Raw genomic sequence first — 23,919 nt, 5'->3', positions numbered from 1 at the left:
CTGCCCCTTAGCTTCAATCACCCTGCTACGACAGGGCAATGGTGGTGGTCTCTCACCTCCACTCGATCGATCAGCGCCTCACGGCGCTCGTGGATTTGGCACCATTCCGGCGGCACGTCGCAGCCCGGGAACGTGCAGCCACCGTCCCGCGCGACCAGGGCCGCGTACTGCCGGTCTGAGGCCAGCCGCACGGCGTGGCCCAGGTGCAGGATGACGCCGTTGCTGTCTAGGACGGCGGGCAGGAACTTCAGGTGCGCGGCTTCGGCGAGCAGGTCCCGCACCGGGACGCGGACGCCGTGGGTGCTGGTGGCGTATCCGCAGCCGGCCTTGAGGTCCTCGAGGCGGATCGTGGTGATCACGGTCCCGCGGATCCCGCCGCGGCCACTCGGCACGCCACCACCGCCGCCGTTGCTGGTGCTGTCGTTTCCGTTGCTGCCGCCGGTGCCGTTGCTACCAGCGTTGCCGGTGCCAGCACCATCGCCGCCGCCGTTGCCGTTGCTGCCAGCGTTGCCGGTGCCAGCACCACTACCACCATCGCTGCTGCTGCTGCCGGTGCCGTTGGTGTCGAGGAGTCGGTTGACCGCCGCGAGTAACGCGTCGTGCACGCGCTGCCCACCGGTGCGCGCGTCCCGCCCAGACACATCGGCCGGTCGCGGCGCGGCGAGCGGGTCGAGGACGGCGCGTAGTTTCGCGAGCAGTTCCGCGGTCACCTGCCCGGTCACGGCGCCACTGTCGTGCAGGTGCAGGGCGCGTTGCCGGGCGCGTTGCTCATCGCGGGGTTCGTCACCGTCGGGGTCTAGGCGCGCGATGATCTCGGCCGCGAGCCGGGTGAGGTCTTTCGGCCCGAGGGTGGTCGCGTGACTGGTCAGGATGGTTTCTGCCTCGCCGCGGTCGGCGTCGGAGACGTCGGGCCGGTGGGCGAGGTGGCCCAGGCAGGTCGTGATCACGCGGGCTTGGGCCGGGGTGAGGCGTCCGGCGCGTTGCCGCGCCGCGAGGTACTCCCACCGTGGTGGCTGCGGCTGGCCGGTGAACGTGACCCGCGCGCCGAGGCCGGCGGCGGCCTCGACCCGGTGCCGCGCATCGGTATGCGTCACGTGCAGGGCGTCTGCGAGCAGGATCGCGATGGTCCGTTTCGACGCTACCTGCGCGGCGCTGGTGTCCTCCAGCGCGCCGATGACCGCGTGGTCGAGCGCGGCTAACGCGTTACGGGCTTGTTCGAGGTCACTGGCGAACTGCAACAACCCGGCCGGCCCGAGCCCAGACAAGCTCGCCCGGTCGGCGGTATCGATCAACTCCCGCGCGGCCTCAGTGAACGCGTGCTGGACGGTGCTGAGGCGTTCGGGTACGGGGAGGTAGGCCACGCTCACGACCAACTCACCTCACTCCATCTATCAGTCACTTCATTCATTAGTACGTACGTTCGATTATAGATGATCGCGACGACATTTGTCTAGAGGTCAGTGGGAGTCTCTGAGCGTCTCGGGCGCGGGACATCTGCGGCGGGTGTTGGGTTGTCGCATATCGGCGTGATGACGCTCAAGACAGGTGACGGTTCCGTGTCAGGACTTCGATGACAGTTGCCCGCTATCGGCCAATTGGGCGTGCGGTTGTCAGATTACGGCCAACCGAAGCCCGTCGGTCGCGTCGTTCATATTGAAATCGAGTCCAGTTACGTTGGTGCGCTCGCCAGACCCGAAACACTGCCCTGGCGGACTTCCGCCGCACCACGCCTAAGGATATGACGCATTACTGAATCGAGGCGTCTACTGGCCTCGTCGGTCGAGCTTGCGCCAAGCTGGCAGGCGATGAATCCATCCGGCCGCACGAGCACAGGCGTCGTGTAGATGTGTCCGAACTTCGCGTCGGACGGGCTGTAGTCACCTGTCGCGCCCACATCAACGCAGGCGAGATCGATATCAAGAGCCGACCCGACCTGTTGTACGGCGTCAGTCCAAGTCGGCCCGTCGGTCGACGTGATCACGGTGAACGCACCGCCCCAAAGGTCACTTGTCGAAACCTGCTCTCCGGTGCTATCGCGCAACCATGCATGTGGCGCACGGACACCAGGAGTGATCGTCTCGATGTACGTCCCTAAGGTGTGCTGCGGAGCGTCGTACCCGTCGTTAAGCACCGCATCCGATTGATAGAACGTGCCCAGCTGGAAGCCGGTATGCAAGACCGCGTTAGTCCCCTGCGCCGCAGCATGTTCGGCGAGAAAAGTGCGACCTGCGTCGCTGAGCTCGCCGGTACGCATCGCCTCATGCTCTCCCACCATGACCGACGCCGTGATCGCCTGAAAATTGAGCGAGTTGTAGGTCGCGGCCTTGACGACCTCCCGCGCCTTGGACTTTCGCTCCACCTCATAGGTGTCGAGGAGTGAGTCGTCCGCACCGCCCTTGAGCACGAGCGCCAGCTTCCACGCAAGATTGTTCGCATCTTGCACGCCGGAGTTGGCTCCGTACCCACCCCACGGAGAGTGCCAGTGGGCGGCGTCGCCGGCGAAGAAAACGTTGCCCTCGCGCCACGATCGCAGCAGGCCGGTCGTGTAATCGAAACGGAGCACATCGCGGATATCGACCGGGCAATCGGGATCGCCCAACGCACCTCGGATCCGCTCGACCAGAACGGAGTTCGGAGGAACCTCGTCCTCGTCGTGGTGGAAGCTGTAGCGCCAGAGTCCAGTGTCGGGATTCTGACTTCCGAACCACCCCGAATAGCGCGGGTGCAGCACAAACGAATGGAAAAAACCACCTTTGCCGACCGTGTCCTCAAGCGGTGCGTCGAACTCGACCAGCACTTGATTCTCGAAAGCCGGGCCATGGTCCTGCCCTTGGCCTAGCCGGTTACGCACGAAGCTGTGAGCGCCGTCGCAAGCGACGACGTAACGGGCACAGACGGCAGTCGCGGTTCCCGAGTCGGCGTCGACGACGCGTACCTCGTAGCGCTGGTGGCCGACCTCGGCGATGTCGACTACGCGGTTGCCGAACGCGATATGCGTCGACGGAAAAGACCTTGCACGCTCGAGAAGGGCCGCTTCGTAATCCGAGGCCGCTACCTTGCGGGGATAGACGGGCGCGAGGTTGTGCCACTTGGCGACGTACTCCTCGAACGTTCCTGATGACTGACGAACCTCGTAGACCGGGCCACCGTTTATCGTGACGTAGAACCCTTGGCCATTGGATCGGGCGATTTCCCAGCCGCGGCCCTTGAGCAGGTCCCATACGCCCCACTGCCGATACAACTCGCCGGTCGATGCGTGCACGTACTGTCCTTTCGGCAACTGAGTCGTGGTTGACCGCTTCTCAAACAGACGAACGTCGACGCCCGCACGACCGAGGAGGTACGCGAGTGCCAGGCCAGCGGGTCCCCCTCCGCAGATGATGACGTCGGTCTCGACATAGTCGCTAGTCATATCCGCGTCCCCTCACCGAGTGGTTTATCCACGACCGATAGGGCACGGCGCTCCGGGTCGCGGACCCATTCGGACCACGATCCCACGTATAGCTGGGCTTCTATCCCAACGGACTTCAAAGTGAGGACCTCGAGAGCAGACAACACGCCGCCGCCGCAGTACACAACAACCTCACTGTCAGCGTCGATTCCCGCGCCTGTGTAGATATCAGTGATCTCGTTCGCTGTCCGCAGTAGCGTTCGCGGATTCCACTGATCTGCGGCAGGAAGGTTGATCGCGCCTGGGATGTGGCCGAGCTCGTAGGCGCCTTCGTCGCGCGCGTCTACCAGGACCACCGACCCGCCGAGATCGCCAATCTGCTTTGTTGACACATCCGGTAGGCGTCCGCCCCGCAACACGAGCGGTGCGCTATTTCTCGCAAGCCGCCGCTGCTCGCCCTCGGCGACCGGTCCACCGGCCTCCTTCCAGGCGCGGAGACCGCCGTCCAGCAATCGAACGTGTTCAAGCCCGGCCCAAGCCAGCGTCCACCATCCCCGCGCGGCGATCGCCGGCGACCTGCCATAGACGATTAGCTCGGTCTCGTTGTCGACGCCCCAATCCGCTAGCCGCCGTTCAAGCTCAGCGACGTCTGGCAGTGGGAGGTTTCCCGTTGACGCAGTGGGCGTGGACGCAAACACGTCTCGTATTTGCGCATGAACCGCATCGTGAATGTGGCACTTGCAGAAGTCAAGATAGTCGTCGGCCGGCTCGCCGAGCCGGACATCGACGTACACGCGATTCCGGCTCGGATGATCGAGGAGATCGGCAGCCGAAACCACCAGGTCGGATCGATAGCCGTCTCGCGAGACTAGGGCTGCGATTGGATCGTTCATCGTCACGCGGATCCTTCCCCGTATAGCGCGCGATGCTAGATGATCCCCTGCTCGCGCAGCGCCTCGATCTGCTCGGGCGTTTTGCCTAACACGTCCGCAAGTACCGAATCTGTGTGCTCGCCGAGGGTCGGCGGCGCCTGGTTGTATTCCACCGGCGTACCCGTGAGGCGAAGCGGACTCGCAATCAACGGGACCGATCCGCCCGAGGCCGTCGGTACGTCGACGCGCAGCCCGCGGTGCTTCACCTGGGGCAACTCGAAGACCTGCTGGTAGTTGTTGATCGAACCGCACGGCACGCCGACCGCTTCAAGCATCTGTACCCATTCGGCGGTCGGTCGCTCGAGCATGGTCGTGCACAGTTCTGGGATCAGCGTGCTGCGGTTATTTACCCGTCCGGGCACCGCTCGGTAGTGCTCATCGGTCGCGAGGTCATTGCGCCCGATCGTGTCGCAAAAACGCGCCCATTGAGTGTCGTTACCTACCGCGACGACGATCTCGCTGTCTGAGGTGGAAAACACCTGGTACGGCACGAGGCTCGCGTGCTCGTTGCCGTAGCGACCGGGCGACTTGCCGGTGGTCAGGTAGCCCACGCCCTGATTGCCGCCGATCGCGATGATGCAGTCAAGCAGCGCCATGTCGATGTACTGCCCTTGACCGCTAACAGCTCGGTGGTTGAGCGCGGCGAGGATCGCGACACTGGAGTACATCCCGGTAAAGACGTCGGCGGCAGCGATCCCGACCTTCTGCGGCCCGCCGCCGGGCCGGTCGTCGCGCTCACCGGTGATGCTCATCAGGCCACCGATGCCTTGGAACACAAAGTCGTAGCCGGGCTTGTGCGCATCCGGCCCGTCCTGGCCATAGCCGGTGATCGAGCAGTAGACGAGTGCCGGATTGACCTCCTTGAGCGACGCGTAGTCCAATCCGTACCGCTTGAGGTCGCCGACCTTGTAGTTCTCTATGACGACGTCGCATTCCCTCGCCAGTTCACGCACCACGTCTTGGCCCTCGGGCGTCGAGATGTCCAGGGTGATCGACTTCTTGCCGCGGTTGGCGGCCGCGTAGTACGTCGAATCCGGGCCGTCGCTGCCATCCGGCTCGTGTAACCACGGCGGTCCCCACTTGCGGGTGTCGTCACCCACGCGCGGCCGTTCGACCTTGATCACCTCTGCACCGAGGTCCGCGAGGTTCTGGGTGCACCACGGACCGGCGAGCACCCTGGACAGATCGAGCACCTTGATATGTGACAACGCGCCTGGCATTCCTACTCCTGTCTGACTTTTCGGCTTATTTCTCGCGTCCGGGGACGCTGAGCGACGGTCGGGTGTTCAGCGTCTCGGCCTCAAAACCCGCGAGACGTTTGTATTGCACCTCGACCGACTTCAGTTCGTCGGCGGCATCGCCAACCGCGCTTCCGCGAGCGAGCTCGCTGACTCGCGTCATCACTTCGCCATCCTGCCGCCGGTTTGCCAGCTGCACCTGGGTCGTCACCGGCCGTCGAGCCTCCTCATACGACGCGAGCGCCTCGATCTCGTCGTCATGCGTTGCCAGCTCCAAAGCGAGCACGCGGGCGTCGATGATCGCCTGCGACGCGCCGTTCGAGCCGAATGGATACATCGCGTGCGCGGCATCACCGAGAAGCGTCACGCGACCGTCGGTCCACCGGTCAAGCGGTTCGAGGTCAACCTTCGGATATTCGTACGCCGCCTCCGCATTGCCGATCAGCGAGGCGATGTCGAGCCAGTCGAATCGCATCGAGTCGACGTACTGCACGAGGTCGCGCTTGTCCGCGGGCTGCGTCCAGTTGCCGCGCTCGCTCTCGGTCGCCGTCTCGTCGGTACGCCGCGACAGGATCCAGTTGACCAGGACCAGCCCGTCCGCACGTGGCCCGGAGATCGGGTAGGCGACGACGCGCTGCACCTCATCTCCGACAATCACCATCGACGTACCGCTGAGGAACGACGGCGCCCACGTGACGCCGCGCCACATGAGCCAGCCGCTCCAGGACAGCGGCCCTTCATCCGGGCGAAGCACCCGGCGTACGGACGACCGGATCCCATCGGCGCCGATAAGCAGCGACGCGGTCGTAGACGCCGTGGTGTCGGAACGACGGTTTTGGAACTCGCAGGTCACGCCGCCGTCGTGCTGGTGGAATCCGGTGATGCGCATCCCGGACTGCACCGCGTCTGGACCAAACCGGGCTACGACCGCCTCGGCTAGCAGTTGCTGCAGTTTCCCTCTGTGCACGGAGTACTGCGGCCAGCGGTAGTCGGCAGCAAGACCACGTGGCTCCGACCAGATCAGCTCCCCCATCGGGTCGTAGTAAGCAAGCTCCGTCGACTGTGCGCCGAGCGAGGCGAGCCCGTCACCGAGGCCGAGCTCGGTCAGCTCCCGGACCGCGTGCGGCGGCAAGTTGATGCCGACACCGATCGGCTGGACCTCCAGCGCGGCCTCGGCGACCGACACGTCGGTGATGCCCGCCGCGTGCAGGCTCAACGCCGCGGTCAGGCCGCCGATCCCGCCACCGGCGATCACGATGCTCATGTCCCGGCGCTCATGTCGTGGCGGGCACACGGGGCGGGAACTCGACCATCGCCTCACCCGTCGCCACGGTCTCGTCGCGCTGGTTCTTGACCGCGATGTCGATGACGACCCACTGCGACTTGTCCGTGACCTGCTTGGACTTCACGACGCCGGACGGGGTGATGGTGTCGCCCGGTTTGACCGGTGACTTCCAGCGGGTCTCCAGACGCCGGTGCTCGCCGTCCGCTGCGTACGCCCAGTCGGTGAGCATCCGCGTGATGAGCCCGAAGTTGGTCATCCCGTGCATGATGATGCCGCCGAACTTGGTCTTGCCGAAGCTGCCCTCCATGTAGTTGTCGTCGAGGTGCAGCGGGTTGTAGTCGAGTGAGCCATCGCAGAACTCACGGATCGTTTCCCGGGTAACGGAAAACGGGACGCCGTCGATTACGTCGGCGACATTCAGGGTCTCAAAGAATTCGGTCATCGGCTGTCCTCACATCGGGCGGATCGTCTGGCCGCGACCGGAGCAAATGACCTCGTCGCGTTGGTTGAAGAAGACGTTGTCGTGTACGACGAACAGCCGCTCCTTCTTGATGAACTTGTCGAGGGCGCGGGCCTGCATCGTGATCGTGTCGCCGGGCCGCGCCGGGATGTTGTAGCTCCACGACTGGCCGGCGTTGATGGTGCCGGGACTGCGCATGAAGTCGGTGGTCGGCGTACACGCGAACATCAGCATGATGTGGATCGACGGCGGCGCGATCAGCCCGCCGTACCGACTAGCCCGCGCGTACTCCTCGTCGAAGTAGAGCGGATGCACGTCGCCGACGGACCGGCAGTAGAGCTGGATCGCCTCAAGCGTCAACTCGTATGGAACTGTCTTGCGGGGTTCGCCAGGAACGATCTCGTCCCACGACTTGCGGTTCTTGGCGTCTTTCCAGAAGTCAGTTTCGAACTCCTGCGTTTCATGCCCTTGTGCCATGAGCGTATTCCTAACTGTTCACCTAGTGAACGACCAGATCGCTGTGTGAACACACTGACACACGACGCAGTGTCACCGCAAGACGGCCTGGGATCTGTCGTCCCGGTGGATAGGTGAGCTAGGCCCTGAGCTTGAGCGCCGCCTCTATCTGCTCGGCCACGACGCGCAGCTCCGGCAGCAGTCGCTTGCGGACCGCCGCCATGCTCCCCCGGACCGGGCGGGTGCTGATATTGATCGCCGCGATGACGGCGCTATCGCGGCGACGGATCGGTACGGCGACCCCGCACAGCCCGTCTTCGAGCTGGTCAGCGACCCATGACCAGCCCTTGCTGTGATCCGCGCGGACCGCTGCGCGCAGCTCATCCGGATCGGTGGTCGTCTTCTGCGTGAACTGCTCCAGCTTCGTGGTACGCAGGTATCGATCCAGCTCGTCGTCGCTCAGCGCCCCAAGAAGCACGCGCCCCAGGGACGTCGCATGCGCAGGAAGCCGCGTTCCGATGCTCAGCGCATTACTGATCAGCCGGTGGGTCGGCACGCGTACGACGTACACGATGTCCGGTCCATCCAATACGGCCGCGGAAGTGGTCTCGTCCAGCCGCTCCGAAACGCCCGCGAGGAACGGCTCGGCCAGGTCCCACAGTTCCATCGATGACAGATAGGAGTATCCAAGGTCCATAATCTTCGGCGTCAGCGAGAAGTTCTTACCGTCGAATACGACGTAACCGAGCTCCTGGAGCGTCAGCAACAGTCGGCGCGCCCCCGCCCGTGGCAGGCCACTTCGCTCGGCCACCTGACTCAGCGTCATCGAACCGGCACCCGGGCCAAAGGTCCGGATCACCGAGAGCCCTTTCGCAAACGACTGCACGAACTGGCTGGACGGGTGCTTGGGCTCATCGGGCATCAGTGGGTGCTCCTATCGCGTCGTTCACTGTGCGAACAACAGTAAACACCCGCCGCGGTACGGGACCTAGGACCACCAAAGGTCGGCACCCAGCACTAGCGACTTAATCGGCGATTACCTCAAGACTCGAACTATGCATTCGGTTGCCTTGACGACACGGCCCGTCCTTCACGATTCTCACCCGTCGAAGCAGGCTTCGGATCGCCGCTGGATTACCGGCACCGAATGGGTCATGACACTCGGAATCGTCGCGATCGTGCTGATGCATGTCACCAGTACGCGCAGCTTCTTCGGAGACGCGCTGTCGAGCTACGCGTTCAGTCCCCTGGACTCCGTCCTATTCGCGATCAGCGTCCTATCTCTCGCGGTGTGCGCCGTACTCATCCCACTGTCATTGCACTCGGCGGGGCTCAAAGTCGGCATCGGGACCAAGGCACTATTCGGGGCGTGGGGCTCCGGGCTGACCGCCGCGGTCATGTTTCCCGCGGCGTACGGCGAACATCCCGACCTCACCAGCGGCGCCATCCATCAGTACTCCTGCGCCCTGGCATTTACGGCGCTGCCGGCCTCGATGATCGGTGTCATACGCGAAGCGCGACGGTCTGGCGTACTTGCCCTTAGTCGCCTGCCACTGACCCGCCTGCTGCGGATAGCCATCACGTGCCTGGCGTTCTTCGGCCTGAGCTACCTTGCCGAAAAGCTCAGCCAGCTAGGCATCTTTGACGCCATCTCGATCATATTGCCGGTAGCAATGACCCAACGAATCGTGCTCGGCGCGGACATCGTCGTACTGGCCGGCGTCGTCCTCCTCGCGGCCCGAACGCTAGATCAACGCGGGTACGACGATCACGAGAGTGGGCACCAGCAGTAGTAGCGCACTCGCGGCGAGACTCGCCGATCGCAACCGGGTCGTGCCGCGCGATGGATTCTGCAGGCGGTGGCGGCGTACCTCGCTGGCGATGTCCTGATCGACCCCGCCAAGATTGCGCACCGACGCCGGCCGCATCCGATTCAGCGCCGCGATAAGCGCATCTGCCTGCCCGGCCTGTACGGCGGCGTCGTCGGCCATCATCTCTACTAACAACGCGACATTAGCTTGGGCTCGGCGTACGCCGACCGAGAACGGCAATGCCGCGCCCCACGCGACGAACGGCAACACCACCAGGTCGTGCCGGTGGCTCAGGTGCGCCCGCTCGTGCGTCAGCACCGCGTTGAGCTGGTCGCGACTCAGTCGCTCGGTCGCACCCGAGGAGATCACCAGGCGCGACTTGTTTCCCGGCAGGCAATACGCGACCGCACTCGGGTGATCTAGCACAAGCACACCGGCGTCGTTTGGCCACGGAGTAGCAAGTACGTCGAGCGCGTCACGCTGGGTCCGGCGTACCGCGAGGACCCGCCGTACGCTCCGCAACAGCGTCCAGAACAGCCGCAACGCCAGGCCCGCGGCTATGAGAAGGCAAGCCGCATCCGCGGCGCCGATCCCTCTGAACGGCACGCCGTCCGCCGTGTCCCGCCAAAACGCGATCAGCGCCTCGGGTAAGGACGGCCCAAGATTGCCGAAACCCAGGACCAGGAAACAACCGCACAACGAAAGACCCGCGGCGAGCCCTATCGACTGCCAGAGGACCAGGCCGCCTACCGGGTCATGCCAGGTCCAACGGGCCTTGCTGAGCCACCGTGGAATCGGGTCGGCAAGAAGGACCGACATGACGGCAAGCGCGACGGCCGTAACGACCACGGTGGGCGACGCTCGTTACGGGTTGCGCTCGCGGCGGCCGCCAAGCGCACCGCGGAGGATGTCCGCCTGCTCCGGCGACACCGAAGATGCGAAATGCGCAAGCGCGGCCGATGGATCGCCCGAGTCGTCGAGGACCTGGCGGAGCATCCCGGCGACGTGGTCCTGACGCGACGCGGTCGGGCTGAACACGGCCGCCCGGCCGTCCTTGACGCGGCGCACGAATCCCTTGCCCTCGAGCCTGCTGAGTACGGTGAGGATGGTGTTGGCCTTGAGTTCGGGGTTGGGCAGGCACGCGATGATGGCGGTTGCTGTCATCGCCGAATCAGCGTCCCAAAGCACGTCCATTACAGAACGTTCAAGTTCGCCAAGGGACTTCGCCACGCGCACTACCTCTGCCATCTGTACGTTTCTCGCGTTGAGCCGCGCGCCTCGTCGCGCGCTGCCACCCATAATAGTTCGCGATCCATGCGCGGGTACGGCGACCGCCCAACTCAGATGTGGCTGGCGCGTCACGCCATTCCACCATCGCCAGATAGTTCGTATCTCACCGTCCGTCAAGTTTGCATCCAGTGGTGCTACAACGGGCCGCGTCCGGCGCTCCGCTCGTCCGGGAAAGTCACCGTCGTACGCCGAGGACCGCCCGCGCGGACTCAGCCAGACTCAGCCGCAGCCGGTCTTCGGGCAATCCCACATTATGAAAGAGCGTCGACTGGATCGCGCCGATCGCCGCGTGTACGACAGTGCGCGCCGCGGCGTCGTCGAGATCGTTGCGCAGTTCCCGCAGCACGTGCACCCATTCCTCGACGTATAGGCGCTGTTTGCGGCGCAGCCTCACCTGGTCCGGTTCGGGTAGGTTGCGAATCTCGTTGTGATAGACCCGCGCCAGCTCCCGGTCTCCCACCACGAATTCGACCTGGCCATCGATGAGCTGGTCCATCGCGTCACCGAGGTCGGCAACAGTCACCACGATCTCGTGTTCGTCGCGCAGCAGGTCATCGATGATTCGCTCGAAGAGCGCCACGAGGATCGCAGATTTCCCGGCAAAGTGTCTATATATACCCGATCCGGTGATGCCCGCTTCAGTCCCGATATCGGACATCGACACTGAGTGATAGCCGTTGCGAGCGATCAGATCTGCTGCCGCACCGAGAATCTTCTCCTTGCGGTCCGGATCACGGACGCGCCCGCCGGGCGACGGCGCGGTCACCGCGACCTCACTAGCTTTCATAGTGTGCGTGGTGCTGATCGCGTACGACGTTCTTCTGGATCTTTCCCGTTGATGTGCGCGGCAGTTCATCTACGACGATGACCGCCTTCGGCGCCTTGTAGGGGTCGACGAGCGTCTTCATCTTGGCAATGAGCGCGGCCTCGTCGATCGTCGTACCTGGTCGAGGTACGACGACCGCAGTGATTGCCTCGGTCCAGTGGCTGTGCGGTAATCCCACGACGACCGCCTCCGCGACATTGGGGTCGGCGGCGTACACCGCCTTCTCGACCTCGATGGACGCGACATTCTCGCCGCCTGTCTTGATGACGTCCTTGTTGCGGTCGCTGAACCAGAGGATCCCGTCCGGACCGAAATGGCCGACATCGCCGGAGTGGAACCAGCCGTGCGCAAACGCGGCGTCGGTGGCTTCCTCGTTCTTGAGGTACTCGCTCATCGTGTGCGGGCCGCGGTAGACGATCTCGCCCTGGCTTCCCTGCGGTAGAAGCGTTCCATCGGCGTCCATGATCGCGACCTGCACGTTGGCGACCGGCGTGCCGACCGCGCCGTTGTGGGTCAGCTGGTGCTCCGGACGGAAAATGGTGGCGGTCGGGCTCATCTCCGTCTGTCCGAACAACAAATAGAAGTCGCAGTCGAAGACCTCGATGCATTTGCGCAATTGAGCTTCGGGCATCGGTGCCATTGCGTAGAGTGCGCGGCGCAGGCTGGAGAGGTCACGGGCGGATATATCCGGATGCTCAAGCATCGCGCCGTACATCATGGGCAGTCCGAAGATCTGCGTGATCTGCTCGGACTCGATTAGCCCCAGCAGTCGGGCCGCGTCGAAGCCGCGCTCAATGTAGATCGCGGCCCCCACCATCACCGCGGACGTGCAGTGGCAGTTGATCTGAGCGGTGTGAAACATCGGCATCATGGCCACGAACCGGTCATCAGCAGTAAACCCGGCCTCCAGCGCCATCGTCATCGACTCGAGGTATATAGCCGTATGGTTGCCGACGACACCCTTGGGGAACGACGTCGTACCGCTTGTGTAGAGGTAGCTGATCGGGTCACGGTCGGCAACGAACTGCTCCGGCTCCAGATCGGATGTCCCATCGGAGAGTAGGTCGAACGTGACGACGTCGCGGTCCGCGATTGTCACACCGGTCGCGTCCGCGGTCCCCGGCGCGACAATGACGTCGCGGACCTTGTCGGAATTCGTGATGGGCTCACTCATCGTCTCAACCAGCTGCGACTCCACGACGATGCCTCGCGCCTCGGAGTGGCTAAGCACGTAGGCGACCTCCTCGCCGCGCCAGCCGAGGTTGATCGGCACGCAGACGACGCCGAGCTTCGCGCACGCGTAATAGGTAACCAGGAACTCGACGCTGTTGCCCGAGGCGAGCGCGAGCGCGTCACCGCGCGCGTATCCCTTGCCTACCAGGCCATGTGCGACCCGATTTACCCACGCGTTGAGTTCGGCATAGCTAAAGCGTCGCGCACCGTCGACGACCGCTAGCCGGTCGGGATAACGGGCCGAGCTTCGCGTCAAGCTGTCGCCGACGTTGACCCGATGGATCAGGTTGAGTGCGAGTGCGGACGTGGTCATGGAGTTCCTCCCCGGGGTGGCTGCGCTAGTAGGACCGCGGCAGGCCCAGCGAGTGCTGGGCGACAAAGTTGAGGATCATCTCGCGGTTGACCGGAGCGATGCGCAGTAGTCGCGCCAGGCCCCAATACGGCAATAGGCCGAACTCGGTCGTGACGCCGTTGCCACCGTGACACTGGATAGCCGCGTCGGCCGCGGCGAGCGCCGCCTCGGCCGCGGCGTATTTCGCCATGTTGGAGGCCTCGCCGGCCGGCTCGCCGCGGTCGTGCAACCATGCCGCCTGTGCGGTCATCAGTGCCGCGAGCTCCACCTCGATCTTCGCTTTTGCCAGGGCGTGCGACACGCCCTGGTGAGTGCCGATCGGCTTGTCCCACACGATCCGAGAACCGGCGTACGCCGCCGCCTTGTCGAGCATGTAGCGACCGATCCCTACGCACAGTGCGGCGCCGGTGATGCGCTCCGGGTTGAGTCCCTGGAACACCTGCGTGAACCCGTCACCCTCGGTACCGATGAGCCGGTCAGCATCGACGTGCACGTCGTCGAAGTGCAGAGTGAACTGCCGCTCTGGGAGGGTCACAGACACCGGCAGTGGCTGCTTCTCCAGGCCGGCGGCATCGGCGTCGACGATGAACAGCGACAGCTCCGCGCGGTCCCGGTCGCCTCCGGTCTTGGCGACTACCAGTATCGCGTCTGCTTCGTCGACGCCGGAGATGAAGTACTTCTCGCCGCGCAGCACATAACCGTCACCGTCCCGGGTGGCGGTCGTTGTGAGCCGGTGCGTGTTGGAACCGGCATTGGGCTCGGTGATGGCGAACACGATCTTCGCTTCGCCGGTCGCGAGCCGCGGAAGCCAGGTCCGCTTCTGCTGCGGCGAACCGTACTTCGCGATCACCTCACCAGTGATCGCACTGGACACCAACAACAGCAGCAGCGGCGTACCGTGCGCCGCGGTCTCCTCGCAGACTACCTTCAGTTCGGCGAGGTTGGCGCCGCCCCCGCCGTACTCCTCGGGCAGGTTGATCCCGATGAAACCGTGCTCGCCCAGGTCGCGCCACAACTCGGTGGTCGGTTCGCGCGCCTCGGCGTGCCGCGCGTAGTAGCCGCCGCCGTACTTGTCAGCAATAGCGCCAACCGCGGCACGAAGCGCTATGTGGTCGGGATTTGGTGCGAAGTCCATAGTCGGTTTGACTCCTCAGTCGGTGCGTGACGGGGTATCCGGCGTACGGCTGCCACGGTTAAGAAACTCCTGGAATCCGCGCTGCGCGGACGGCGAGCGCAAGATGGTGGCCTGCGTGATCGCCTCAAGCTCGAGCGCGGACTGCAGCGTGCCGGTGGTGCTTGAGTTGATGAGCCGCTTGGTCAGCGATACGGCGAAATCGGGACTCTCGGCGATCTGGGTAGCGATCTCGATCGCCCGCGCGAGCACCGCCTCGGCATCGGGCAAGACGCCGTTGACAAGGCCGAGATCGCTTGCCCGTTGGGCATCGATCTCGCCGGCCAGCAGCATGAGTTCCTTTGCCTTGTGAATGCCCGCGGCCCTCGGCAACAGGTAGGCGCCACCGACATCGGGCACGATGCCGCGCTTCATGAACACTTGGCAGAATCGGGCATCTTCCGAGCAATAGATCAAGTCACAGCTGAGCGCGAGGTTAAACGCACCGCCATACGCAACGCCGGAGACCGCCGCAACCACAGGCAGTTCGCTATCCCAGATAGCTTGCACCAGCCGGTGGAACGTCCGCATCAGGCGTACCGGTGCGGCGTCGGCGTTATCACCGATGACGCCGAGGATAGCCTCGGCATCCCCGCCTGCCGAGAAGTGCCCACCGGCTCCGGTGAGCACTAACGCTCCGACACCCGAGGCCCGGGCCGCGTCCTCGACCGCGGTGCGCAGTTCCTCGGCCGTTGTCGCGGCCAGTGCGTTGCGCCGTTCCGGTCGGTTGATGGTGAGCACGCGGACCGGGCCGTGATCGCTGATCTTGATGTCGCTCATACGGACTCGCCATCCGTGACCGGGTTCGTGGCCAGTACGTGCCGTTGCAGCTTGCCCGTCGCACTGCGCGGCAACTGGTCCTCGGACATGAACTGGACATATCGTGGCCGCTTGTAACCGGCGAGCTGGGCGCGGCAGTGCTCGGCGACCTCCGCCGCGGTCGCGCTGGCACCGGGTCGCAGTACGACGACCGCCTTGACCGTCTCTCCCCAACGCTCGTCCGGTACGCCGAAGACGCAGACTTCCTGCACGGCGTCCATCTGCGCGATGACTTTCTCCACCTCGGCCGGATACACGTTTTCGCCACCGGTTTTGACAAGAAACTTCTCGCGATCGACGTAGGACACCGTGCCATCCTCGTGCCGGACCAGGATGTCGCCGGTGTGCAGCCAGCCGCCACGGAAGACCTCTTCGGTAGCCTCCGGATCGTCGAGATAGCCGGACATCACGCTTGGCCCGCGTACGACGCATTCCCCCGGTACACCTACCGGCGCCTCATTCATCTCGGCGTCGGTGATCCGGACTTCCATCAGCGGGGTCGGGGTCTTGTGCAGAGACGGCATCTCGCCGGGCCCGGACATACCGTGCGCCAGGACATAACTTGCCTCGGTCTGCCCGAACGCATCGTAGAAGTCGATATCGCATTCGCGGGTCAACTCCTGCACGACGAGCGGCATCATGTTGGCGTAACCGATTGCGAACCGCAGGCTGGTCAGGTCGTAGTCGGTACGCCGCGGGTGGTAAAGGAAGTCGGTGAGTACGCCGGGCAGCAGCAGCGACCAGCTCAACCGGTCTCGCTCGATCACGCGGAACATCGTCTCCGGGTCGGCCTTGCGCAGCGCCGCGAACCGCCCGCCGGTGAGCATGGTCGCGTAGAGCGATTCGTCGCCGCCGCAGTGAAACAGCGGCAGCCAACCGATGAACCCGTCCTCGGGGGTGAGCGCAAACCATTGCGCGAGACGCAGTGCACGCACCGCGGCCGCGGACTGGCTGATCATCGCGCCTTTGGGCCGACCGGTCGTCCCGCTGGTGTAGAGCACGTTGTGGATGTCGTCTCCGGATATCTCGACGACAGGCGGCGGTCCGCCGGCCCCCGCCAGCAGCTCCTCATACGACACGTATCCATCTATCCCGGGTTCGAGACAGATCCAGTCGCTGATGGAACATTCCCTTGACCGCAAGGCATCCACCAAATGCAGCAACGGCTCGGACACGATGATCGCGACGGGTTTGCCGGTGGCGATGCAGTATTCGATCTCCTGAGCGTGCAGCCGAATGTTCAGAGTCAACGCGGTCACGCCAAGCGATGCGAGCGCGGCGTACGTCTCGACGTACTCCGGGCGGGTCTCGGAAAGCACGGCGACGCGGTCGCCCTTGCGTACGCCGAGCTCGGTGAGCGCCGCGGCCAGTCGCGCCGACCGCTCGCCTATCTCGCTATAGGTCTGGCTGCCGTCTTCGGAGGTTACCGCCACGCGGCCTGAGTAGATCCGAAACGCGTTTTGGAAGACACTGTTGACCGTGATCGACGAGGCTGCGGCGTCCAGCGTAGTCATCAGTGCTCCTGGTCGAGGAACTCTACTGGTATGTCGAGGAAGCGGGAGCGCACAAACTCCCCAAGACCCTTGGCCTGCGGATCCGGACGCGACGACGAGGCCACCCCCGCACCGAGCAGCCCGACGATCACGAAGTTCAGTGCCAGCACGTTGGGCAGCTCGTAGCGCTTGATGTCCAGGTCGGTCGCCTCTGGAAGCAGGTCGCGCAGTCGGTCGACCGTGACCGTGTCCCGCAGCCAGGAGTACGCCGCCGCGTCGCGAGCCCACAGGCCGACGTTGGCGTTGCCGCCCTTATCACCTGAGCGGGCGGCGCAGAGGCTGCCCAACGGCGCCGACCGGGTTTTGCCCGACAGGGAAGGGATCTTGACCTCCGGCGCGGGAGTAGGCGATATCGTCGTCGGTGTCGACTCCCCCGGCGTCGCCGCGATGGTCGTCACCGTCCCGTCGGACGCGACGACGCGCTGTTCCAAGGACGACACTGGGACCAACGTCGGCCAGTAGACGCCGTACTCGCTCTCGGCGCTCGGCGGTGTCGTGGTGTGGAACCCGGCGTAACCACCGAGCGCGAGCTCCATCGTGGCGTTGGAGAACGCGCGTCCTACCTTGCGCGGATCCGGGTCTTTGACGGTGATCCGCAGGTGCGCGGTCGCAAGGACGTTGCTGGGTGAGTCGGGCTTGTCGAACCGGACGAGCTGTACGTCGACCTCGGCGAAGCGGTCCTTGCCACCGAGGACCTCGAACAGCTCCTGCTCGGCCCACGCGGCCTTTTTGTCGATGTCGAGTCCGGTCAGGACGAGCGTCATGGTGTTGCGGTAACCGCCGATGTAATTGATCGCGACCTTGGCGGTGTCCGGCGGCGGGCTGCCGCGAGTGCCGCTGATCCGCACCCGGTGCTCACCTTCCTGGCTCAGATGCACGGTGTCGAAATGCGCGACCGCGTCGGGGTTCGCGTACGCCGGCTGGGCGATTTCGTAGAGCAACTGGGCGGTGACGGTGCCGGTCGACACAAGCCCACCGGTGTCGTCGTGTTTGGTGATGACACTGCCGCCGTCTGCTTCGACCTCGGCTATCGGGAACCCCGGGTAGCGCCGGTCGGTGATCTCGTCGATCCACGAGTAGTTGCCGCCGGTGGCCTGCGGGCCACACTCGATGACGTGCCCGGCAACGATCGCGCCGGCGATCGCGTCGTAGTCGTTACGTTTCCAGTCGTGCCACCAGGCGGCCGGACCCACCACGAGTGAGGCGTCCGTGACGCGCGGGCAGACCACGATGTCGGCGTCCGCACCGAGCGCCTCGGCGATCCCCCAACCGCCGAGGTAGGCATTAGCCGTGACCGGCTTGAATCCAGCGCTCGCTAGGGATTCACCCGTGTCGAGGTTGGCCAGGTCGAACCCGGCCGAGGTCAGCTCGTCGATCCGGCCGACGAGATCGTCACCGTCCAGGTAGACGACCTTCGGCGCCAGTCCGAGTTTCTCGGCAAGCCCGGTGAGGTCTTCGGCGAGCCCGGCCGGGTTGAGTCCGCCGGCGTTGGTGACGATGCGAATGCCGCGATCGAGACACGTGCCGAGCACGTGCTCCATCTGCTTCAGAAACGTCTTTGCATAGCCGGCTGCCGGGTCCTTTTGCTTCGCCTTCCACAGGATGAGCATGGTGAGCTCGGCTAGGTAGTCCCCGGTGAGTACGTCGATCGGCCCGCCCTCGACCATCTCCTTCGCCGCCTCGATCCGGTCCCCGTAAAAGCCCGAACAGTTGGCGATGCGAATGGCACGTTTCTGACTCATGACGATAATTCCTTTAGTTGACGGGAAACTGTCCTGGTTTGCGACCGGGACCGGGAACTCCGGCAAACGCTTGGGCGATGGACATCCACTCCGCGGCGGTGGCACCTTCTGTGTGTAGCTGGGTATCGGCGATGTTGCGTCGTTGGGTGACAACCAGGCAGAAGTCCAGCGCGGTCCCGGTTACCCGGTCCGCGGCGTCTTCCGGTCCCCATGTCCACGTTGACCCGTCCGCTGCCGACAGCTCGACACGCACCGGAACCTCGGGGACGTCGAGCCCACGCAACCCGTAGGCGAACCCGTAGGTGCTCACTCCCAGGTGCGCGATGTTGCGCAGTCGCAGCGTCGGTTCGCGAGTTACCCCGAGTGCGTCGGCGATGTCCTGACCGTGTGCCCAGGTCTCCATCATCCGCGCGGTGACCGAGGATGCCGCGCTCATGTCCGGTCCGTACCACGGCAGCCGGGCCTTGGGGTCGATGTCGGTGAACGTCTCGATCAGGTTGCGTCGCTCCTTTTGGAACCACTGCAGCAGCTCGGTGCCCGGCATGGAGCGGTAGCGGTTCGCGATCTCCTCGGTGAATGTGTCGCCACCCTTGGCGCGCAGCTCCGCGGTCTGCTTGTGGAACTCGTCGGCGTCGGTCGCGGCCAGCGCGGCGGCCGCGTCGAAGAAGGCCAGGTGGCTGACCTGGTCCCGGATCGACCATCCGTCAGCGGGCGTTGGCCGGTCCCAGTCTGCGGGCGCAATATCGCCCACCATGTCGTTGATGACCCCGGTCTCGGCGCCCAGATCGGTGAGCAGGGCGTGCATGTCGACTGCCATTCATCTTCCTTATCAAAGTGGTCGGCTGGTTTGTCGTGTGTCGCGGCGGGTCAGCCTTCGGCGACCGCTTAGCGTCCTTTCCATTGGGGAGCTCGTTTGTCCCGAAACGCGGCCGGCCCCTCTTGGGCGTCCGCGCTTTTGTAGACAGGCTCCCAGATCCGCTCGGCTTCGTCGTAGGCCGCACCGAGCGGCAGCTCGGCAGTCAGCTGCACCGTCTTCTTAGAGGCCATCACCGACAGCGGCGCGTTGGTGGCAACCCGCTCGGCCAGTCGCTGCGTCGCCGAATGGAGCTCGGCGGCCGGCACCACCTCGTTGACCAGCCCGAGCTCGTGCGCACGCCGCGCGTCGATCGGATCACCGGTAACGAGGATCTGCATCGCGATCCGCGACGGAAGCATCCACGATAGCGGGGTGGCCCACGGCGAACCGCGCCCTACTTTTACTTCCGTGACAGCAAAGCGGGCAGTGTCGGCCGCTACACAGAGATCGCAGAACTGGGCCAAGGCGAAACCCCCGGCGTACGCGACACCATTGACCGCCGCGATCGTCAGCTTTGGTACGTCGATGTTGCGACCGAACTGGGGCATGAAGTCCGGCGGCGGCACCTCGAGCGAGGTCTGCGCCATCTCTTTCAGATCACCGCCGGCACAGAAGGCCTTGTCACCGGAACCGGTCACCACGAGAACGCGGGCGGCATCGTCGTCGTTGAACCGGCGTACGCCGTCCCACAGTCCGTCGCGCACGTCCTTGCTCAGCGCGTTGCGCGAATCGGGCCGATTGATCGTCAGCCAGGCGACGGGTCCCTCAAGCTCGTACGTCGTTGCGTCGCTCATAGTTGCTCCTCGATCACGCTTTGCTCCTCGATGACGGCAAGCACCTGACCGATATCTACTGTCTTACCGGTTTCGGCGTGCACTTCACTGACTATTCCGGCATGTGGGGCCTTCAGTGTGTGCTCCATCTTCATTGCCTCGAGCACGACGATCACGGTCCCCGCGCTTACCGACGCTCCAGGCTCGACCGCGACCCGGACGACCGTGCCTGGCATTGGGGCCAGCAACGAACCCGGAGCGTCGTTAGATCCCGGTTCAGGGAAGCGAGGGACCTCAGTCACCACGCTGCATCCCAACCCGCTATGGACGTAAACCACGTCAGCGGTGGCGTCGATGTCAATGACATGTCGGATTCCGTCGACTTCGAGGTCGACGCGATCGGGACGCGCCGCGTGCAAGCGGAGACTGTCGAGCGCTTGTCCATCCACCTCGGCGCGTAATTCGGCACCATCAAAGCGGTAGGACACGTCCACGTCGCGACCGTCCGTGGACAGCACCACGCGTTGGGGTGCGCTCGGCACGTTGCGCCAACCCGACGGTAGCGTGCCAAGCACCGCAGCCTGCTCGCGTCGGCCCGCCTGGCCGGCCAGCGCAACCGCGATACAGTGCAGCTCAATCAGCTGCGGATCGCGTACGGAGGCAGCTAACTGCGCCGGGGCGTGGCGGGTGAGATAGCCGGTGTCGATGTCGCCGGCGGCGAACTCGTCCTCGCGCAGGATCCCGATGAGTAGTTCGCGGTTGCTCTCGACCCCGTGGAGCCGGGTGTCGTTCAACGCGCGTGCCAAGGTACGGCGCGCGTCGTCACGGCTGGCTCCATGCGCGATCACCTTGGCCAGCATGGGGTCGTAATGCAGACCGATCTCGGAGCCGGCCGCGATGCCCGTGTCGACGCGCAGCCCCGGTAGTTGAGGCACATCGAATCGCCGCACCGTGCCCGTCGCTGGCAGGAATCCGGCGGCTACATCCTCGGCATAGAGTCGAACTTCGATCGCGTGCCCGTTGATGGACGCCGCGCTCACCTCGTCCGGCAAGCGCTCCCCTTCGGCGACCTGTAGCTGAAGGCGCACGAGGTCCAGCCCGGTGATCATCTCGGTGACCGGGTGCTCGACCTGCAATCGGGTGTTGACCTCAAGGAAGAAGAATCGCCCGTCGGCTCCCATAACGAACTCGACCGTGCCGGCCCCGACGTATCCGATAGCTTTTGCAGCCGCGACCGCGGCGTCGCACAGTTCTGCACGTAACGACTCGGACACCGCGGACGAGGGCGCCTCTTCGATGATCTTCTGATATCGGCGTTGGATTGAACACTCGCGCTCAAACAGGTGCACGACGTTGCCGTGTTCGTCCCCGAAGATCTGGACCTCGATGTGACGTGGCGACTCGACGTAATGCTCCAGGAACACCGTGCCATCACCGAACGCCGACTTCGCTTCACGCCGAGCGCCATTGACGGCCTCCAACAGCTCCGAGACGTCATGTACGACGCGCATCCCGCGCCCGCCGCCGCCGTACGCCGCCTTGACCAGCACGGGATAGCCGACTTCGGCCTCGGTGCGTTCGGCCAGGTTGGGCTGAAGAGCCGCGTCGTTCCCGACGGTCACGCCCGGCAGCACCGGGACGCCCGCCGCCGCCATCAACTCCTTTGCCGCGATCTTCGATCCCATCGCCGCGATCGCCTGTGCCGGCGGTCCGACGAACACCAGGCCAGCATCGGCGCAGGCGGTCGCGAAGTCGGCGTTCTCGGAGAGGAACCCGTAGCCCGGATGCACCGCGTCGCATCCGGTGCGCCGTGCCGCCTCGATGATCTTGTCCGCCCGCAAGTACGTCTCGGCCGCGCTGTTGCCGGGCAGCCGGACGGCACGATCGGCCTGCTGCACGTAGGACGCACCTAAGTCGGCGTCGGAGTAGACGGCAACGGTCAGGATGTCCATCTCGCGTGCGCTGCGGATGATACGCGCGGCGATCTCACCGCGGTTGGCAATAAGTAGTCTGCGAATCTTCGTCATGGCGCGGCCCCTACATCCGGAAGACGCCGAAACCACGGCGCCCTTCGACTACTTGTGAATGAGCCGCCGACAGCGACATCCCGAGGATGGTGCGGGTATCGCGTGGATCGATGACACCGTCGTCGTACAGGCGCGCTGTCACAAAGAATGCGTGCGACTCGCGCTCGATCTGCTCCTCGATCTGCTTTGTGCGAGCCGCGTCGGCATCGGCGTCGAAGTCGCGACCCGATGACTCCGCCGACTGCCGGCCAACGATCGACATCACGCCGGCGAGCTGCTGAGCGCCCATGACCGCGAGCTTGGCGTTTGCCCACGCAAACATGAACCGTGGATCGTAGGCCCGGCCGGACATGCCGTAGTTGCCGGCGCCGAACGACGCACCGATGTTGATCGTGATGTGCGGGACCTTGCTGTTGGTCACCGCGTTGATCATCTTGGCGCCGTCCTTGATGATCCCGCCCTGCTCGTAGGTCGTGCCGACCATGTAGCCGGTGGTGTTCTGCAAGAAGATCAGTGGCGTGTTGGTCTGGTTGGCCAGCAGGATGAACTCGCTGGCCTTCTTCGCTTCCTCGCTGAACAGCACGCCTCGCGCATTAGCGAGCACTCCGACCGGGAACCCGTGTATAGAGGCCCATCCGGTCACCAGACTCGTCCCGTAGAGCGGTTTGTATTCGCCGAACCGCGAGCCGTCCACCACGCGTGCGAGCACCTCGTGCGGGTCGACGGGGACCCGGAAGTCCGGCGGAGCGATCCCGAGCAGCTCGGCCGGATCGTAAAGTGGAGGGTCGGCCGGTTGCGTCGGGCCGGGGCCGAGCTTGCGCCAGTTGAACTCCGAGACGATCTGGCGGCCGATCCGGATGCAGTCGATCTCGTCGACGGCAAAGTGATCAGACAGTCCGGACACTCGCGAATGCATGTCGGCGCCGCCGAGCGCCTCGTCGTCTGCTTCCTCACCGGTGGCCATCTTCACCAGCGGCGGTCCACCAAGAAATACCTTGGCGTGTCCGTCGACGAGTACGGCGTAGTCACACATCCCAGGCACATAAGCTCCACCGGCGGTCGAGTTGCCGAAAACCAGCGCGAGCGTCGGCACTCCCATAGCGGATAGCTCAGTCAAGTCATGAAAGATCTTGCCGGCCCGCACGAACAGCTCCGACTGGGTCGGTAGATCGGCACCACCGGACTCGACGAGGTTGATCACCGGGAGTCTGTTGGTGCGGGCGATCTCCAGCGCGCGAAGCGTCTTACGCAGCGTGTACGGATTCATCGCTCCACCGCGCACCGTCGGGTCGTGACCGATGATGACGCACTCGACGCCACTGACGACGCCGATCCCGGTCAAGATGCTCGCGCCGACCGTGAATTCGGTTCCCCACGCAGCCAGCGCCGATAGTTCAAGAAACGGCGAGTCGCGGTCGACGAGAAGCTCGACCCGCTCGCGCACCAGGAGCCGGCCGCGCTTGCGGTGCCGCTCGGCGTACCGCTCGCCGCCGCCAGCGCGCACCAGATCCAACTGCGCGTCGAGGTCGGCTATCACTCGCAGCTGCGCTTCGCGATTGCTCTCGAACGTCTCGTCCGACGGGTCCAGGACAGATTTCAATACCGGCACGCGGTCACCTCTCTTCGATGGCCTTAGTAAATATCGATTAACTTAATCTGGCAAGTGTCGCATGATTCCTGGTTCGGATATGAGCCACTTCACAA

21 protein-coding genes are annotated in these 23,919 nt (G+C 64.6%); 1 reads left to right on the top strand and 20 read right to left on the bottom strand.

Annotation, left to right across the window (positions count from 1 at the left end; all coding sequences use genetic code 11):
• Positions 1–17 precede the first annotated feature (17 nt).
• The 8 genes from CLV47_RS10720 to CLV47_RS10685 all read right to left on the bottom strand — a co-directional run bounded on the left by CLV47_RS10720 (position 18) and on the right by CLV47_RS10685 (position 8,684).
• Complete coding sequence (locus CLV47_RS10720; RefSeq protein ID WP_170111032.1) at positions 18–1,367, bottom strand: DUF222 domain-containing protein; 1,350 nt, start codon at positions 1,365–1,367, stop codon at positions 18–20.
• 302 nt (positions 1,368–1,669) lie between these two features.
• A complete protein-coding gene (locus CLV47_RS10715; RefSeq protein WP_106349015.1) occupies positions 1,670–3,412 on the bottom strand; it encodes an FAD-dependent monooxygenase in 1,743 nt (580 codons plus the stop codon).
• Complete coding sequence (locus CLV47_RS10710; RefSeq protein WP_238145323.1) at positions 3,409–4,185, bottom strand: sulfurtransferase; 777 nt, start codon at positions 4,183–4,185, stop codon at positions 3,409–3,411. Before CLV47_RS10710 ends, CLV47_RS10715 begins: the two co-directional genes overlap by 4 nt.
• A gap of 134 nt (positions 4,186–4,319) precedes the next feature.
• Positions 4,320–5,543 carry a CaiB/BaiF CoA transferase family protein gene (locus CLV47_RS10705; protein ID WP_106349013.1) on the bottom strand — a complete coding sequence of 408 codons (1,224 nt, stop codon included), beginning with the start codon at positions 5,541–5,543 and terminating at the stop codon, positions 4,320–4,322.
• A gap of 25 nt (positions 5,544–5,568) precedes the next feature.
• Positions 5,569–6,825, bottom strand: a complete 1,257-nt coding sequence (locus CLV47_RS10700; RefSeq protein WP_106349012.1) for a flavin-dependent oxidoreductase — start codon at positions 6,823–6,825, stop codon at positions 5,569–5,571.
• 10 nt (positions 6,826–6,835) lie between these two features.
• Entirely contained in the window at positions 6,836–7,288 is a 453-nt protein-coding gene (locus tag CLV47_RS10695) for a MaoC family dehydratase (RefSeq protein ID WP_106349011.1), read from the bottom strand.
• A gap of 9 nt (positions 7,289–7,297) precedes the next feature.
• Positions 7,298–7,783 carry a MaoC family dehydratase gene (locus CLV47_RS10690; RefSeq protein WP_106349010.1) on the bottom strand — a complete coding sequence of 162 codons (486 nt, stop codon included), beginning with the start codon at positions 7,781–7,783 and terminating at the stop codon, positions 7,298–7,300.
• A gap of 118 nt (positions 7,784–7,901) precedes the next feature.
• Positions 7,902–8,684, bottom strand: coding sequence for an IclR family transcriptional regulator domain-containing protein (locus tag CLV47_RS10685; RefSeq protein ID WP_106349009.1), 783 nt, complete (start codon positions 8,682–8,684; stop codon positions 7,902–7,904).
• A gap of 133 nt (positions 8,685–8,817) precedes the next feature.
• Between CLV47_RS10685 and CLV47_RS10680 the strand changes: the two genes are divergently transcribed.
• Entirely contained in the window at positions 8,818–9,555 is a 738-nt protein-coding gene (locus CLV47_RS10680) for a DUF998 domain-containing protein (RefSeq protein ID WP_106349008.1), read from the top strand.
• Here CLV47_RS10680 and CLV47_RS10675 read toward each other — a convergent pair.
• From CLV47_RS10675 to CLV47_RS10620, 12 genes are all read right to left on the bottom strand, one after another.
• The gene (locus CLV47_RS10675) at positions 9,508–10,422 is read right to left on the bottom strand and encodes a M56 family metallopeptidase (protein ID WP_106349007.1); all 915 of its coding nucleotides are present in this window, start codon (positions 10,420–10,422) and stop codon (positions 9,508–9,510) included. The two genes, CLV47_RS10680 and CLV47_RS10675, sit on opposite strands and share 48 nt — an antisense overlap.
• Positions 10,423–10,437: 15 nt before the next feature.
• Positions 10,438–10,821, bottom strand: coding sequence for a BlaI/MecI/CopY family transcriptional regulator (locus CLV47_RS10670; RefSeq protein WP_106349046.1), 384 nt, complete (start codon positions 10,819–10,821; stop codon positions 10,438–10,440).
• Between the two features lie 217 nt (positions 10,822–11,038).
• Positions 11,039–11,650, bottom strand: coding sequence for a TetR/AcrR family transcriptional regulator (locus CLV47_RS10665; RefSeq protein ID WP_106349006.1), 612 nt, complete (start codon positions 11,648–11,650; stop codon positions 11,039–11,041).
• Positions 11,640–13,235: an AMP-binding protein gene (locus CLV47_RS10660; protein ID WP_106349005.1), complete on the bottom strand. Its 1,596-nt coding sequence runs from the start codon at positions 13,233–13,235 to the stop codon at positions 11,640–11,642. The genes CLV47_RS10665 and CLV47_RS10660 overlap by 11 nt, the downstream gene beginning before the upstream one ends.
• 25 nt (positions 13,236–13,260) lie before the next feature.
• Positions 13,261–14,409 (bottom strand): acyl-CoA dehydrogenase family protein, encoded by a 1,149-nt coding sequence (locus CLV47_RS10655; protein ID WP_106349004.1) that lies wholly within the window; start codon positions 14,407–14,409, stop codon positions 13,261–13,263.
• 15 nt (positions 14,410–14,424) lie between these two features.
• On the bottom strand, positions 14,425–15,225 hold the full coding sequence (locus CLV47_RS10650) for an enoyl-CoA hydratase/isomerase family protein (protein WP_106349003.1): 801 nt from the start codon (positions 15,223–15,225) through the stop codon (positions 14,425–14,427).
• A complete protein-coding gene (locus CLV47_RS10645) occupies positions 15,222–16,778 on the bottom strand; it encodes a class I adenylate-forming enzyme family protein (protein ID WP_106349002.1) in 1,557 nt (518 codons plus the stop codon). The genes CLV47_RS10650 and CLV47_RS10645 overlap by 4 nt, the downstream gene beginning before the upstream one ends.
• Positions 16,778–18,559 carry an acyclic terpene utilization AtuA family protein gene (locus CLV47_RS10640; protein ID WP_106349001.1) on the bottom strand — a complete coding sequence of 594 codons (1,782 nt, stop codon included), beginning with the start codon at positions 18,557–18,559 and terminating at the stop codon, positions 16,778–16,780. The genes CLV47_RS10645 and CLV47_RS10640 overlap by 1 nt, the downstream gene beginning before the upstream one ends.
• Positions 18,560–18,572: 13 nt before the next feature.
• Positions 18,573–19,376 (bottom strand): TIGR03084 family metal-binding protein, encoded by an 804-nt coding sequence (locus CLV47_RS10635; RefSeq protein WP_106349000.1) that lies wholly within the window; start codon positions 19,374–19,376, stop codon positions 18,573–18,575.
• Between the two features lie 68 nt (positions 19,377–19,444).
• Positions 19,445–20,209 carry an enoyl-CoA hydratase/isomerase family protein gene (locus CLV47_RS10630; protein WP_106348999.1) on the bottom strand — a complete coding sequence of 255 codons (765 nt, stop codon included), beginning with the start codon at positions 20,207–20,209 and terminating at the stop codon, positions 19,445–19,447.
• Positions 20,206–22,215, bottom strand: coding sequence for an ATP-binding protein (locus CLV47_RS10625; RefSeq protein WP_106348998.1), 2,010 nt, complete (start codon positions 22,213–22,215; stop codon positions 20,206–20,208). Before CLV47_RS10625 ends, CLV47_RS10630 begins: the two co-directional genes overlap by 4 nt.
• A 10-nt stretch (positions 22,216–22,225) precedes the next feature.
• Entirely contained in the window at positions 22,226–23,824 is a 1,599-nt protein-coding gene (locus CLV47_RS10620) for an acyl-CoA carboxylase subunit beta (protein ID WP_106348997.1), read from the bottom strand.
• Positions 23,825–23,919 lie beyond the last annotated feature (95 nt).

The organism is Antricoccus suffuscus, assembly GCF_003003235.1.
Classification (GTDB): Bacteria; Actinomycetota; Actinomycetes; order Mycobacteriales; family Antricoccaceae; genus Antricoccus; species Antricoccus suffuscus.
Note: the sequence above shows the minus strand (reverse complement) of the source record. Positions and strands in the feature narration are given on the sequence as shown.